At 67.1% G+C, this 13,705-nt stretch carries 13 protein-coding genes; 8 read left to right on the plus strand and 5 right to left on the minus strand.

All coding sequences use genetic code 11. From position 1 onward, the window contains the following. The first annotated feature begins 101 nt into the window (after positions 1-101). The gene (locus AB4Z16_RS24440; protein ID WP_441513926.1) at positions 102-395 is read left to right on the plus strand and encodes a hypothetical protein; all 294 of its coding nucleotides are present in this window, start codon (positions 102-104) and stop codon (positions 393-395) included. A gap of 60 nt (positions 396-455) precedes the next feature. Here AB4Z16_RS24440 and AB4Z16_RS24445 read toward each other — a convergent pair whose 3' ends face one another. The 5 genes from AB4Z16_RS24445 to AB4Z16_RS24465 form a co-directional block, all read right to left on the minus strand. After that, positions 456-1,304 carry a transporter substrate-binding domain-containing protein gene (locus AB4Z16_RS24445; RefSeq protein WP_441513927.1) on the minus strand — a complete coding sequence of 283 codons (849 nt, stop codon included), beginning with the start codon at positions 1,302-1,304 and terminating at the stop codon, positions 456-458. 46 nt (positions 1,305-1,350) lie between these two features. Further along, positions 1,351-2,136: an ABC transporter ATP-binding protein gene (locus tag AB4Z16_RS24450; protein ID WP_441513928.1), complete on the minus strand. Its 786-nt coding sequence runs from the start codon at positions 2,134-2,136 to the stop codon at positions 1,351-1,353. Further along, positions 2,133-2,858 carry an ABC transporter permease gene (locus AB4Z16_RS24455; RefSeq protein WP_441513929.1) on the minus strand — a complete coding sequence of 242 codons (726 nt, stop codon included), beginning with the start codon at positions 2,856-2,858 and terminating at the stop codon, positions 2,133-2,135. Before AB4Z16_RS24455 ends, AB4Z16_RS24450 begins: the two co-directional genes overlap by 4 nt. Next, positions 2,858-3,577: an ABC transporter permease gene (locus AB4Z16_RS24460; protein ID WP_441513930.1), complete on the minus strand. Its 720-nt coding sequence runs from the start codon at positions 3,575-3,577 to the stop codon at positions 2,858-2,860. Before AB4Z16_RS24460 ends, AB4Z16_RS24455 begins: the two co-directional genes overlap by 1 nt. A 163-nt stretch (positions 3,578-3,740) precedes the next feature. Further along, positions 3,741-5,162 carry an amidohydrolase gene (locus tag AB4Z16_RS24465; RefSeq protein WP_441513931.1) on the minus strand — a complete coding sequence of 474 codons (1,422 nt, stop codon included), beginning with the start codon at positions 5,160-5,162 and terminating at the stop codon, positions 3,741-3,743. A 278-nt stretch (positions 5,163-5,440) separates the two neighbouring features. Between AB4Z16_RS24465 and AB4Z16_RS24470 the strand changes: the two genes are divergently transcribed. From AB4Z16_RS24470 to AB4Z16_RS24500, 7 genes are all read left to right on the plus strand, one after another. Next, positions 5,441-5,572 carry a hypothetical protein gene (locus tag AB4Z16_RS24470; RefSeq protein ID WP_441513932.1) on the plus strand — a complete coding sequence of 44 codons (132 nt, stop codon included), beginning with the start codon at positions 5,441-5,443 and terminating at the stop codon, positions 5,570-5,572. An 11-nt stretch (positions 5,573-5,583) separates the two neighbouring features. After that, positions 5,584-5,673, plus strand: a complete 90-nt coding sequence (locus tag AB4Z16_RS24475) for a K(+)-transporting ATPase subunit F (RefSeq protein WP_441513933.1) — start codon at positions 5,584-5,586, stop codon at positions 5,671-5,673. 33 nt (positions 5,674-5,706) lie between these two features. Beyond that, complete coding sequence (gene kdpA / locus AB4Z16_RS24480) at positions 5,707-7,410, plus strand: potassium-transporting ATPase subunit KdpA (RefSeq protein WP_441513934.1); 1,704 nt, start codon at positions 5,707-5,709, stop codon at positions 7,408-7,410. Between the two features lie 165 nt (positions 7,411-7,575). Continuing rightward, the gene (gene kdpB / locus AB4Z16_RS24485; RefSeq protein WP_441513935.1) at positions 7,576-9,627 is read left to right on the plus strand and encodes a potassium-transporting ATPase subunit KdpB; all 2,052 of its coding nucleotides are present in this window, start codon (positions 7,576-7,578) and stop codon (positions 9,625-9,627) included. Between the two features lie 12 nt (positions 9,628-9,639). Then, positions 9,640-10,245, plus strand: a complete 606-nt coding sequence (locus AB4Z16_RS24490) for a K(+)-transporting ATPase subunit C (RefSeq protein WP_441513936.1) — start codon at positions 9,640-9,642, stop codon at positions 10,243-10,245. Between the two features lie 66 nt (positions 10,246-10,311). After that, positions 10,312-13,014: a DUF4118 domain-containing protein gene (locus AB4Z16_RS24495; protein WP_441513937.1), complete on the plus strand. Its 2,703-nt coding sequence runs from the start codon at positions 10,312-10,314 to the stop codon at positions 13,012-13,014. Continuing rightward, the gene (locus tag AB4Z16_RS24500; RefSeq protein ID WP_441513938.1) at positions 13,011-13,703 is read left to right on the plus strand and encodes a response regulator transcription factor; all 693 of its coding nucleotides are present in this window, start codon (positions 13,011-13,013) and stop codon (positions 13,701-13,703) included. Before AB4Z16_RS24495 ends, AB4Z16_RS24500 begins: the two co-directional genes overlap by 4 nt. The last annotated feature ends 2 nt before the right edge of the window (positions 13,704-13,705 follow it).

Here is a 13,705-nt window from a genome sequence, read left to right on the forward strand (position 1 = left end):
TTTTGTGGGTGATGCCGTTCTTGCGGCGGGTGTTCAGGGCATGGCCGCAATTCCGCCCGCCTTGTGGGGAACCTCGCCGCCCCCATATCCGTTGCGCCGCCATGCTCGAATCGATGATGCCCGCCCAGAACTTCCGCTTTCCCGGTGTCCTGAATTCCCAGGAGCTTCTCGTCGCAGAAGCCGTGCTCGCCAGAGCCTGGGCCGCGCTGGACTATGACGCGCGCACGGATGCGGAGCTTGAAGCGGAAGCGCGCGATCGTCTCGGGCGCATCATCCTGCAGGCGATGTCGCGCGGGCCTGGTTCGATTTCCGATCTTTCGGCCGCAGCCGTCGCCGAGTTCAAGGCGACCAAGCCGGCGATGCGCATCGAGATCGCCGGGCGGCAGGACGGCTGAGGCTCATTCAAAAAGAACTGCGCGATCGCCGCATCGGACGATCGCGCAGGATAAGGCGCTTCAGCGGACCGAGACGTCGAAGCCGAAATACTTCTCGCCCAGCGTCTTGATGGTGCCGTCAGCATTGGCTTCGGCGATCGCCTTGTCGAACTTGGCCTTCAGCTCGGTGTCGCTCTTGCGCAGGCCGATGGCGCTGCCCTTGCCGACGATGCCGCCCTGGAAGCGCGGGCCGACCACGACCATGTCCTCGTTGCCGGCCTTTTTCGAGACGGTGGAGAGATAGGCCATCGAGGCCATGATCAGGTCGACGCGGCCGGCGGCGAGGTCGAGATCGTGCTGCTCGGTGGTCTTGTACTCCCGGATCTCGACGAGCCCCTTGAAGTACTTCTCGAGGAAGGCGCCGTTGATCGTCGAGGTCTGCACGCCGATGATCTTGCCCTTGAGCAGGGGCTTCAGCTTCTCGATCTCGGCGAGCGCGCCGGCCTCGTCATTGCCCAGATGGAAGACCTTGCCGGTGTCCGGCAGGTCGGCGAGCGGGCTGCCCTTGATGACGGCGAAGGTCTGGCCGGTCGAGCCGTAGGGGGTCGAGAAGAGGATTGCCTCCTCGCGCTTCGGGGTGACCGACATGCCGGCCATGATCGCGTCGAACTTGCCGGCATTGAGGGCCGGGATCATGCCGTCGAAGGCCTGGGCCTCGATCGAGCAGTCGAGGTTCGCGCGCTTGCAGAGGTCCTTGTAGAGGTCGATCTCGAAGCCGGCGAGAGTGCCGTTGGCCTCGGTCCAGTTCCACGGACGGAAGGCGCCTTCGGTGGCGATGCGCACCTTCTGCGGCGCCTGGGCGAGGACGGGCGCGGCGAATGCGGCGGCGCCGAGCGCGGCGAGCGCGAACAGCTTTGCGATGGTCTTCATGGTCTCTTCCCTGATGATGCGGCCACGAGCGGCGCGCGGCTGAAGTTCAGCCCGCCAGGAACTGGCGGAAGCGTTCGGAACGGCTGGCGGTGAAGACCTGCTGCGGCGGGCCTTCCTCCTCGATCACCCCCTTGTGCAGGAACACGACCTTGCTGGAGACGTCGCGGGCGAAGCCCATCTCATGCGTCACGACCAGCATAGTGCGGCCTTCCTCGGCGAGCGAGCGCATCACGCGCAGGACTTCGCCGACGAGTTCGGGGTCGAGCGCCGAAGTCGGCTCGTCGAAGAGCATGACCTTCGGGCGCTGGGCGAGCGCGCGGGCGATGGCCGCGCGCTGCTGCTGGCCGCCGGAGAGATGCGCCGGATAGTGGTTGCGCTTGTCGGCGATGCCGACGCGGGCGAGCAGCGCCTCGGCTTCCTCGATGCATTCGGTGCGCGGACGGCCCTGCACATGGATGGGCGCCTCGATGACGTTCTCCAGTACCGTCATGTGCGACCAGAGATTGAAGTTCTGGAAGACCATGCCGAGCTCGGTCCGGATTCGGTCGACCTGGCGCGGATCGGCCGGTCTCGTACCGTTCGCCGTCTGCTGCAGGCGGATCGTCTCGCCGGCGACGGTGACGTCGCCGCTATCGGGCACCTCCAGCATGTTGATGCAGCGGAGCATGGTCGATTTGCCCGAGCCCGACGAGCCGAGGATCGAGACGACGTCGCCCTCGTGCGCCTCCAGCGAGATGCCCTTCAGCACTTCGAGCGAGCCGAAAGTCTTGCGCAGATTGGTGACGGAGACCGCCAGGGGGCGTTCCAGCGGGCGTTCTGAGGCGGCGCTCATGCGGAAGCTCCGGATTCGATGGTCGGGGCGGCGCCGGGGGCGGGGCGCAGATGCGGCGTCAGCCGGTATTCGGCGTATTGGACGAGCCGCGTCACGACGAAGTTGATGACGAGGTAGATCGCGCCGGCGACGATGAAGACCTCGATGGCGCGGTAGGTTTCCGAGATCAGCTTGGCGGCAAGGCCAGTGATCTCCATCAGCGTGATGATCGAGGCGAGCGAGGTCGCCTTGATCATCAGGATGAGTTCGTTGCCGTAGCCCGGCAGGGCCTGGCGGATGGCGAGCGGCAGCACGATGCGGCGGAACATCAGGAAGCGCGTCATGCCGGCGGCACGGGCCGCCTCGATCTGCCCGGCTGGCACCGCCTGGAGCCCGCCGCGGAAGATCTCGCTGGCATAGGCGGCGGTGTTGAGCGAGAGCGCCAGCAGCGCGCACCAATAGGGATCGCGCAGCAAGGGCCACGCGAAGCTGGCGCGCACCTCGCGGAACTGGCTCAGGCCGTAATAGATGATGAAGATCTGCACGAGCAGCGGCGTCGAGCGGAAGATGAAGACGTAGAAGCGCGCGAACCATTCCAATGGCGCGATGCCGGACATTCGCAGCAGGGCGAGCAGCAGCGCGAGCACCGAGCCGCAGGCGACCGAGGAGAGCGCGAGCTTCAGCGTCAGCGGGATGCCGCCGATCAGCGTCAGCAGCGTCTCATACATGAAGGCGAAATCCATCACGCCCTCCTGAGGCCACGCGTGAAGCGCGTTTCGGCCGCGCGCAGCCCCCAGCCCGACACCGAGGAGATGACGAGATAGAGGATCGCGGCGATGAAGAAGAAGGTGAAGGGCTGGCGGGTCGAGCCCGCGCCGATCTGGGCCTGGCGGAGGATCTCGACCAGGCCGGTGACCGAGATCAGCGCCGTTTCCTTCAGCACGAGCTGCCAGACATTGCCGAGGCCGGGCAGGGCATAGCGCAGCACCAGCGGGGCGATGATGCGCCTGAGCCTCAGAAACGGGCTCATGCCGCAGGCGATGGCGGCCTCGATCTCGCCGCGCGAGACGGCGCGGTACGCGCCCCGGAAGGCCTCGGTGTGATAGGCGCCGGAGACGAAGCCGATGGCGAGTGCGCCGGCCAGGAAGCCGGGCAGGCTGATGAAGCCGGTCGCGCCGAAGAGACGGCCGAGCGGGGTCAGCACCGCGCTCGATCCGAAATAGAACAGGTAGATCACCAGCAGGTCGGGGATGCCGCGCAGCACGGTGGTGTAGCCGTCGGCGAGGCGGCGCGTGACCGGGCCGCCGGAGAGCTTGGCCCAGGCGCCGAGCGCACCGATGATGGCGCCGAGCGCAAAGCCGCAGATCGCGACGGCGATCGTCATGCCGGTGGCGGCCAGCAGGGCGGGGCCCCAGCCATTGGCGCCGAAGCCGATGATCTCGAAGAAGCCAGGCTGGTTCATCGGCCCCTGCTTTCGACAAAAAGAAAGCCGCCGGATGGGAGGGGCAGGAAGCCCCGCCCATCCGAGCGGTGTGACGAGGCGCTTGTTTCCCGCGGCGGAGCGAATGCGCAAGTCATCGAGCGGGTTTGCTCACATGCATCGCGCATTTCCGTTGGGAACAGCGTCAATGTGCCGCCATGTCGAGCGGCGGCTCGACATCGTCGGTGATCGGGTTGGCGAAGGGGTTCTTGGCGCGGAACGCGGCGAAATCGTCCTTCGCCGCCTTGAGCAAAGCGGGGTCGTTCAGCACGTCGGCGGCGACGCCAGCCATGGCCTTGGCGGCGAGCGCCAGGCCCTTATGCGCGGCGGGCGCGAGGCCCTGCGCGACGAGCTGCCAGGAATGGCCGGGCGTGCCGACCGCATAGCAGGCGGTACGGCACTGCACGGTCGGAACGACCCAGCTCACCGTGCCGACATCGGTAGAGCCGACCGAAGTGTCGTTGCCGGCGCCGAGCGGGTAGATCTCGTCGCTCAGAGCCTCACCGTCCTTCGGCTCAAGGTCGAAGCGGCCATAGGCGGCGGCGATGTCCTGCGCGCTCAACGTCTTCTGGAAGTTGGCGGCGAAGGCGTGGTCGGCGGCATCGAAGCCGGGACCGCCGAGCGCCTCGAGATTGGCCTGCATCGCTTCCTCAAGCGGGCGGTTGCCGACGAGGTTGGCATCGCCCGACAGCTGCTTGATCGCCACGGTGGTCTCGCTCATCAGCGCGGCGCCCTCGGCGATCTTCTTCACGCGGGCGACGAGCTCCCACATCTCGGCGAGCGTCGCTGCGCGGATCAACTGGCGCGTGGTCGCCGTGGCCTGGACGACGTTGGGGGCGATGCCGCCAGCATTGATGATGGCGTAGTGGACGCGCGCCGTCGAAGGCATGTGTTCGCGCATGTAGTTGACGCCGATATGCATCAGCTCGACCGCGTCGAGCGCCGAGCGGCCGAGATGCGGCGCCGCGGCGGCATGCGAGGCGCGGCCGCTGAAGGTGAACTCGATCTCGACGCAGGCGAGCGAGAAGGGCCGGTTGACGCCGTTGAACGAGGCCGGGTGCCAGCACAGCGCGATATCGACGTCGTCGAAGGCGCCGGCGCGCACCATGAAGCCCTTGGCCGAGCCGCCTTCCTCCGCCGGGCAGCCATAATAGCGCACGCGACCCTTGATGCCGTTGGCGGCGAGGTAGTCCTTCACCGCCGTGGCGGCGAGGAGGGAGGCCGAGCCCAGCATGTTGTGGCCGCAGCCATGGCCGTTGCCGCCCTTCTCGACCGGTGTCTCGCTGGCGATTCCGGCTTCCTGGCTCAGCCCGGGCAGCGCGTCGAACTCGCCCATGATCGCGATGACCGGGCCGTCTTCGCCAGCCTCGCCGACCACGGCCGTGGGCAGGCCGGCGACGCCGGTGGTGACGCGGAAACCCTCGCGCTCCAGCATGGTCTGATGCTCGGCGGCCGAGCGAACCTCCTGATAATTCAGCTCGGGCGTGTGCCAGATGCGGTCGGAGAGCTCGAAATAGGCCGGGGCCTTGTCGTCGACCAGACGCCAAACGTCCTTGCTGTTGCTCATGGAAGGCTTCCTCCTGCACGGGCCGTTCTGCCCGAATTCGCGCCAGCTTCTGGCACGGCCTGCATGTGGCTCACAAGCGGTCCGGCGAGAGGGTTTCCCTGCGTTCGCGGCAGGGCAGACTGCTTTTCGCGGCTCCGGCGTTTGATATTCGCGCGGCGTCGCGCCGGAAAATTCCTATAAAATCTTTATTTCCGCGCCTGCCTCCTTCTCTCGAACGGCTATGGCCTCGGCGCGATATTCGCCCCGAACGGCCGGTCCCGCCCCAATGGAACCGGTGCTTGCTGCCGGGCGGTCGGTCCGGCAGCCCAGACCGTCGGGGTTATTCGATGATGGACACCATCGTACTCGCCATCGGGCTCGTCTTCTTCGGGCTCTCCTTCGCCTATGTCGCCGCCTGCGACGCGCTCTAGGGGAGGCCGGGATGCTTCTGGATTACGCCCTGGGCGGAGCGGTGACGCTGTTCCTGTTCGCCTACCTCACCTACGCGCTGATCCGCCCCGAGCGGTTCTGACGGCGGCGGCCCCTCAGATTCGGAACCTCATCCATGACCCTCAACGGATGGATCCAGATCCTGCTCTACTGCGGGATCGTCCTTGCCCTCGTCAGGCCGCTCGGCGGCTACATGGCGCGCGTCTTCGCAGGCGAGCGCACGTTGCTCTCGCCTGTCCTGCACCCGGTCGAGCGGCTGCTCTACGGCGCCGCCGGCACGCATGAGAAGGAGGAGCAGCACTGGACGACTTACGTCGCGGCGATGCTGCTGTTCAACCTCGCCGGCTTCCTCGTGCTCTACGGGATGCAGCGGCTGCAGGGCGCGTTGCCCTTGAACCCGGCAGGGATGGGCGCGGTGCCGGCCGATCTCGCCTTCAACACGGCAGCGAGCTTCGTGACCAACACCAACTGGCAGAACTATGCCGGCGAAAGCACGATGTCCTACTTCACCCAGATGGCGGGGCTGGCGGTGCAGAACTTCGTCTCGGCCGCGACCGGCATCGCGATCGCGGTCGCCGTAATCCGCGGCTTCGCGCGCCGCTCGGTCCGGACAGTCGGCAATTTCTGGGCCGATCTCGTGCGCGCGACGCTCTATGTCCTGCTGCCGATCTGTGTGATCGGAACGCTCGCCCTCGTCTGGCAGGGCGTGCCGCAAAACCTCAACCCCTATACGGTCGCCACGACGCTGGAAGGCGCGCAGCAGACCATCGCGCAGGGGCCGGTCGCCTCGCAGATGATGATCAAGCATCTCGGCACCAATGGCGGCGGCTTCTTCAACGCCAATGCGGCGCATCCCTTCGAGAACCCGACAGCCTTCACCAACCTGATCCATATGGTCGCGATCTTCGCGATCGGGGCGGCCCTGACCAATGTCTTTGGCCGCATGGTCGGCAACGAGAAGCAGGGCTGGGCGATCCTGGCGGTGATGGGCCTGCTGTTCGTGGCGGGCGTGGTCGTCTGCTATTGGGCGGAGGCGGCCGGCAATCCGCTCGTCCAGGCGCTCGGACTCGACGGCGGCAATATGGAAGGCAAGGAGGCGCGCTTCGGCATCAGCCTCTCGGCGCTGTTCGCGGTGATCACCACGGCCGCCTCCTGCGGCGCGGTCAATGCGATGCATGACAGCCTGATGCCGCTCGGCGGGATGATCCCGCTGATCAACATGATGCTCGGCGAGATCATCGTGGGCGGCGTCGGCGCCGGCTTCTACGGCATTATCCTCTTCGTCGTCATCGCCGTCTTCGTCGCCGGGCTGATGGTCGGGCGCACGCCGGAATATCTCGGCAAGAAGATCGAGGCGAAGGAGGTCAAGATGGCGATGCTCGCCGTGCTCTGCCTGCCGCTCGCCATGCTCGGCTTCACCGCCGTCGCCATCGCGCTGCCGGACGCGGTCGGCTCGATCGCCAATGCCGGCCCGCACGGCTTCTCCGAGGTGCTCTATGCCTATACCTCGGCGGCTGCGAACAACGGCTCGGCCTTCGCCGGGCTCTCCGGCAACACGGTCTGGTACAATCTGACGATCGGCGTGGCCATGCTGATGGGGCGCTTCCTCGTCATCATCCCGGCGCTGGCGCTGGCCGGCTCGGTCGCGGCCAAGAAGACCGTGCCGGAATCGGCGGGCACCTTCCCGACCCATGGGCCGCTCTTCATCGGGCTGCTCACTGGCGTGATCGTCATCGTCGGTGGCCTGACCTTCTTCCCGGCGCTCGCGCTCGGCCCGATCGTCGAGCATCTGGCGATGCTCGCCGGCCAGAGCTTCTGAGGAGGTGTCATGCGCACCGAAACGGGACCTCGTCCTTCCACCCTCATCTGCGGAGCGACTATCGCGGTTCTCCTGTTCGCCATCGTCTTCCAGGCCCTTTCTTTCCTGCTTGCCGCGGTCTGACCCGAAAGGGTCCCGCTCGCAGGCCACGACGGAGCTTTCGTCATGAGTCATCCCAGGTCCGGCAGCATCCTCGATGCCCGTATTCTCGTCCCGGCGCTCGGCGGCGCCTTCCGCAAGCTCGATCCGCGCAGCCTTGCCAGAAACCCGGTGATGTTCGTCGTCGCCGTCGTCTCGGCGCTGACCACGGTCCTGCTGCTGCGCGACTGGCTAGCTGGCGCTGCCCATCTCGGCTTCTCCTTCCAGATCGTGCTCTGGCTCTGGTTCACGGTGCTGTTCGCCAATTTCGCCGAAGCCGTCGCCGAAGGGCGCGGCAAGGCGCAGGCGGATTCGCTGCGCCGGACGCGGGCGGAAACGCAGGCCAAGCTGCTCAGCGGCGCGGACCGCAGCAAATACACGCTGGTGCCGGGGCCGAGCCTGAAGCTCAATGACGTCGTGCTGGTCGAGGCCGGTGACATCATCCCCTCCGATGGCGAGGTGATCGAGGGCATCGCCTCGGTCAACGAAGCTGCGATCACCGGCGAATCGGCGCCGGTGATCCGCGAATCCGGCGGTGACCGCTCAGCCGTCACCGGCGGCACGCAGGTTCTGTCGGACTGGATCCGCGTGCGCATCACCGCGACCGCGGGCTCGACCTTCATCGATCGCATGATCGCGCTGGTCGAAGGCGCCGAGCGGCAGAAGACGCCCAACGAGATCGCGCTCAACATCCTGCTCGCCGGCATGACGCTGATCTTCGTGCTGGCGACGGCGACGATCCCGAGCTTCGCCGGCTATGCCGGCGGCGCCATTCCCGTCATCGTCCTTGTCGCGCTGTTCGTGACGCTGATCCCGACCACCATCGGCGCGCTGCTCTCGGCCATCGGCATCGCCGGCATGGACCGGCTGGTGCGCTTCAACGTTCTCGCCATGTCCGGCCGCGCCGTCGAGGCGGCTGGCGACGTCGACACGCTTCTGCTCGACAAGACCGGGACGATCACGCTCGGCAACCGCCAGGCGACGGCCTTCAGGCCGGTCAAAGGCGTGAACGAGCTTGATCTGGCGGATGCGGCGCAGCTCGCTTCGCTCGCCGACGAGACGCCGGAAGGTCGCTCCATCGTCGTGCTTGCCAAGGAGCAGCACGGCATCCGGGCGCGCGATCTCGTCGGGCTCAACGCCCATTTCGTGCCCTTCACTGCGCAGAGCCGGATGAGCGGCGTCGACCATGACGGCTCCAGCATCCGCAAGGGCGCGGTCGATGCGGTGCTCGCCCATGTGCGTGCGACCGGCGGGGACGGGGAGGCGGCGCGCGAGGTTCAGTCCATCGCCGAGGAGATCGCCAAGACCGGCGGCACCCCGCTGGCGGTGGCGCGCGACGGCAGGCTGCTCGGCGTCATCCAGCTCAAGGACATCGTCAAGGGCGGCATTCGCGAGCGCTTCGCGGAGCTGCGCCGCATGGGCATCCGCACGGTGATGATCACCGGCGACAACCCGATGACCGCTGCCGCCATCGCAGCCGAAGCGGGCGTCGACGACTTCCTCGCCCAGGCGACCCCTGAGAACAAGCTCGCGCTCATCCGCGAGGAGCAGGGCAAGGGCAAGCTCGTCGCGATGTGCGGCGACGGCACCAACGATGCGCCGGCCTTGGCGCAGGCGGATGTCGGCGTGGCCATGAACACCGGCACCGTGGCGGCGCGCGAGGCCGGCAACATGGTCGACCTCGACAGCGACCCGACCAAGCTCATCGAGATCGTGGAGATCGGCAAGCAGCTCCTGATGACGCGCGGCGCGCTGACGACCTTCTCGATCGCCAACGACATCGCGAAATACTTCGCCATCATCCCGGCGATGTTCATCGCCTTCTATCCGCAGCTCGGCGCGCTGAACTTCATGCAGCTCGCCACGCCGCAGAGCGCGATCCTCTCCGCGATCATCTTCAACGCGCTGATCATCGTCGCGCTGATCCCGCTCGCGCTACGCGGCGTGAAGTACAGGGCGGTCGGCGCAGGGGCGCTGCTCTCGCGCAACCTGCTGGTCTACGGCGTCGGGGGCATCATCGTCCCGTTCATCGGCATCAAGGCGATCGACATGGCCGTCACGGCCGTCGGCCTGATCTGAAGGATCTGAACCATGCTGAAGCAACTCCGCCCCGCGATCGTGATGATCGTCGCGCTCACCGCCATCACCGGCCTGGCCTATCCGCTGGCTATGACCGGCCTCGCCCAGGCGGTGTTCCCGCGCCAGGCCAATGGCAGCCTGATCGAAAAGGAGGGCAAGGTGATCGGCTCCGAGCTGATCGGCCAGTCCTTCACCGGCGAGCGCTATTTCCATGGCCGGCCCTCGGCGACGGTCGGCGCAGACCCGAACGACAGCAGCAAGACCCTTGACGCGCCCTACAATGCCGCCGGCTCCGGGGGGTCGAACCTCGGCCCGACCAATCCCAAGCTGATCGAGCGCATCAAGGGCGATGTCGTGGCGCTGAAGCACGAGAACCCGCAGGCCGCCGTGCCGATGGATCTGGTGACGACCTCGGCCAGCGGGCTCGATCCGCATGTCTCGCCGGAGGCGGCCTATTTCCAGGTGCCGCGCATCGCTAAGGCGCGCGGCCTGAGCGAGGCCGATTTGCGCAATCTGATCGCGGGCCATGTCGAGGGACGCCAGCTCGGCATCCTCGGCGAGCCCGTCGTCAACGTGCTGAAACTCAACCTCGCTCTCGATGCGGCGACCACGAAATAACGCTAAGAAGAGCGCGGCGGCTGGAGCGATCCTGCCGTCGCGCCGTTTGGGGACCGAATTCCAGCCATGCCCGACGAGCTTCGTACCGAGCCGCCAAGGCCGTCGCCGGATGCGCTGCTGGAAAAGGTGCGCAGCGAGACGCGCGGCCGGCTAAAGATATTCCTCGGCGCCGCCCCCGGCGTCGGCAAGACCTATGAGATGCTGCTCGCGGGCCGGGCGCGCCGTGCCGAAGGCGTCGACGTGGTCATCGGCGTCGTCGAGACGCATGGAAGGCGCGAGACGCAGGCACTGATGGAGGGCTACGAGGTGGTGCCGCGGGCGCATGTCGCCTATCGCGGCCAGAGCGTCGATGAGATGGATCTCGACGCGGTGCTGGCGCGGCGGCCGGAACTCGTCCTCGTCGACGAACTCGCCCACACCAACGCGCCCGGCAGCCGCCATCCCAAGCGCTATCTCGACGTGCTCGAGCTGATCGAGCGCGGCATCGACGTCTACACCACGCTCAACATCCAGCATATCGAGAGCCTCAACGACGTCGTCGCGCAAATCACCCGCATCCGCGTCCGCGAAACAGTGCCCGATTCCATCATCGACCGGGCCGATGCCATCGAGATCATCGACCTCACGCCTGAGGACCTGATCCAGCGGCTGAACGAGGGCAAGGTCTATCTGCCGGAGACGGCCAAGCGCGCCGTCTCCAACTACTTCTCGCCCGGCAACCTGACGGCGCTGCGCGAGCTGGCGCTGCGGCGCACCGCGCAGCGCGTCGACGAGCAACTGCTCAGCCATATGCAGGCTCATGCAATTCAGGGGCCCTGGGGTGCCAGCGACCGGCTGATCGTCTGCATCGACGGCAGCCCGCGCGCCGCCTCGCTGGTGCGCCATGCGCGGCGCCTCGCCGAAAAGCTGAAGGCCTCCTGGACGGCGCTGCATATCGAGGCGCCGGGCCGCGCGGGGCCGTCGGAGGCAGAGAAGGACCGGCTTTCGGCGGCGATGCGGCTCGCTGAACAGCTCGGCGGCGAGGCGGTGATCCTGCCGGGCGAGACCGTGCCGGACGAGGTGCTGCGCTATGCCGCCTCCAAGAATGTCAGCCACATCGTGATCGGCTCGTCGAGCGCTACGCGCTGGCGCGAGCTGCTCTTCGGATCGGTGGCGCAGACGCTGATCCGCGAGGCCGGCGACATCAGTATCCATGTGATTCCCGGGCAGGAAGCCGGCGCCGGGGAGGTTCGCGCTGCCGGCTCTTCAGGCGAGCAGCGTTTCGAGCCAGGCGCTTATCTGGCGGGCGTGGCCTTCGTGGCTGTGGCCGTAGGGCTCGGCATGTTGCTGCATCTCGTGCTCGACGTGCGCAACATTGCGCTCGTCTTCCTGATGGCGGTGCTGGCCTCGGCGGTGACGGCCGGGCTCTGGCCGGCGCTGTTCACCTCCGTGATCGGGGCGCTGGCCTTCAACTTCTTTTTCCTGCCGCCGCTCTACACTTTGGTCATCGGCGACCCCGAAAGCGTGCTCGCCTTCTTTTTCTTTCTTCTGGTCGCGCTGATCGCCAGCAATCTCACGGCCCGCGTCCAGCGCCAAGCCACGGCGGCGCGCCAGCGCGCGCGAACGACGGAAGACCTCTATCTGTTCTCGCGCAAGCTCGCCGGCACGGGCACGCTCGACGACGTGCTTTGGGCGAGCGCCTACCAGATTGCCGCGATGTTGCGCGTGCGCGTTGTGATCCTGCTGCCGGAGGAAACCAGCATCGCGGTCCGGGCCGGCTATCCGCCCGATGATACGCTCGACGATGCCGATATCGCCGCGGCGCATTGGGCCTGGGAGCATGACCGTCCGGCTGGGCGCGGCGCCGACACGCTGCCGGGCGCGAAGCGGCTTTATCTCCCGCTGCGGACCGGGCGCGGCGCCATCGGCGTGATCGGGCTCGATTCCGACCGGCCGGGCGCGCTTCTGACGCCCGAGCAGCAGCGCCTGTTCGATGCGCTGGCGGACCAGGCCGCGATCGCGATCGAGCGCGTTCAGCTCGCGGCAGATGTCGACAAGGCGAAGCTCGCGGCGGAGGCGGACCGGCTGCGCTCGGCGCTGCTGACCTCGATCTCGCATGATCTCAAGACGCCGCTCGCCAGCATCATGGGCGCGGCCGGCACGTTACGCGACTATGGGAAGGCTATCCCCGAAGCGGATCGATCCGAGCTTCTGGGGACGGTCGTAGAGGAATCGGAACGCCTCAACCGCTTCATCGCCAACCTGCTGGATATGACGCGGATCGAGGCCGGTGCGATGGAGCCGAACTATGCCCTGCTCGACGTCGGTGACGTTGTTGGCGCAGCGTTGCGACGCGCAGAAAGCATCACGCGCGGCCACATGATCGATCTGTCGCTGGCCGCCGGCCTGCCGATGCTGCGACTGGACCCCGTATTGTTCGATCAGGTGCTGTTCAACCTCGTCGACAACGCCGCGAAATACGCGCCGACGGGCACCACGCTCGGCGTCCATGCCCGCGCCGATGGTGATGCGGTGGTTCTGGACATTCTCGACGAAGGGCCGGGCCTGCCGCCGGACGACCTCGAACGGATTTTCGACAGTTTCTACCGGGTGGGGAAGGGAGATCAGGTCCGCGCCGGAACCGGCCTCGGCCTTGCGATCTGCCGCGGCTTTGTCGAGGCGATGGGCGGGACGATCACCGCCGCCAACCGCCGCGATCGGCAGGGAGCGGTGTTCACGATCCGCATGCCGATCCCGCCCGAGACCCAGCAGATGAGGGTATTGCCATGACAACGATGGCCGTCCGGGTACTCGTCGTCGACGACGAACCGCCGATCCGCAAGCTGCTGCGGGTCGGGCTCGGCACCGAGGGATACACGATCAGCGAGGCCGGCAACGCGAAGGACGCCATTGCACGGATCGACGCGGAAGAGCCCGACTTGGTGCTGCTCGATCTCGGCCTGCCCGACATGACCGGGCAGGAGCTGCTGCGTCTCTGGCGCAGCGAGGGGCGCACCCTGCCCATCGTCATCCTGTCGAGCCGCACTGACGAGGCCGGCATCGTCCAGGCGCTGGAGGCAGGCGCGGACGATTACCTCACCAAGCCGTTCGGGATGCGCGAACTGGCTGCGCGGCTGCGCGTCGCGCTACGCCACAAGCTGCACCAGCAGGGTGAGAAGCCGATCTTCCGGACCGGCGAGCTTTCGGTCGATCTCGTCCGCCGCATCGTCCAGGTCGGCGGCGCCGAGGTGAAGCTCTCGCCGAAGGAGTACGACATCCTGCGCGCGCTCGTGCAGCATGCCGGCAAGGTGCTGACGCATCGCCATCTGCTGAAGGAAGTCTGGGGCGGCAACGAGGATGTGCAGTATCTGCGCGTCTATATTCGGCAGCTGCGCCAGAAGATCGAGCCGATCCCCGAGCAGCCCCGCTACATCACGACCGAGCCCGGCGTCGGCTACCGGCTGCGCGAAAGCGACTGATC

The sequence above is a fragment of the Allobosea sp. TAF32 genome, from assembly GCF_052113585.1.
Lineage (GTDB): Bacteria > Pseudomonadota > Alphaproteobacteria > Rhizobiales > Beijerinckiaceae > Allobosea.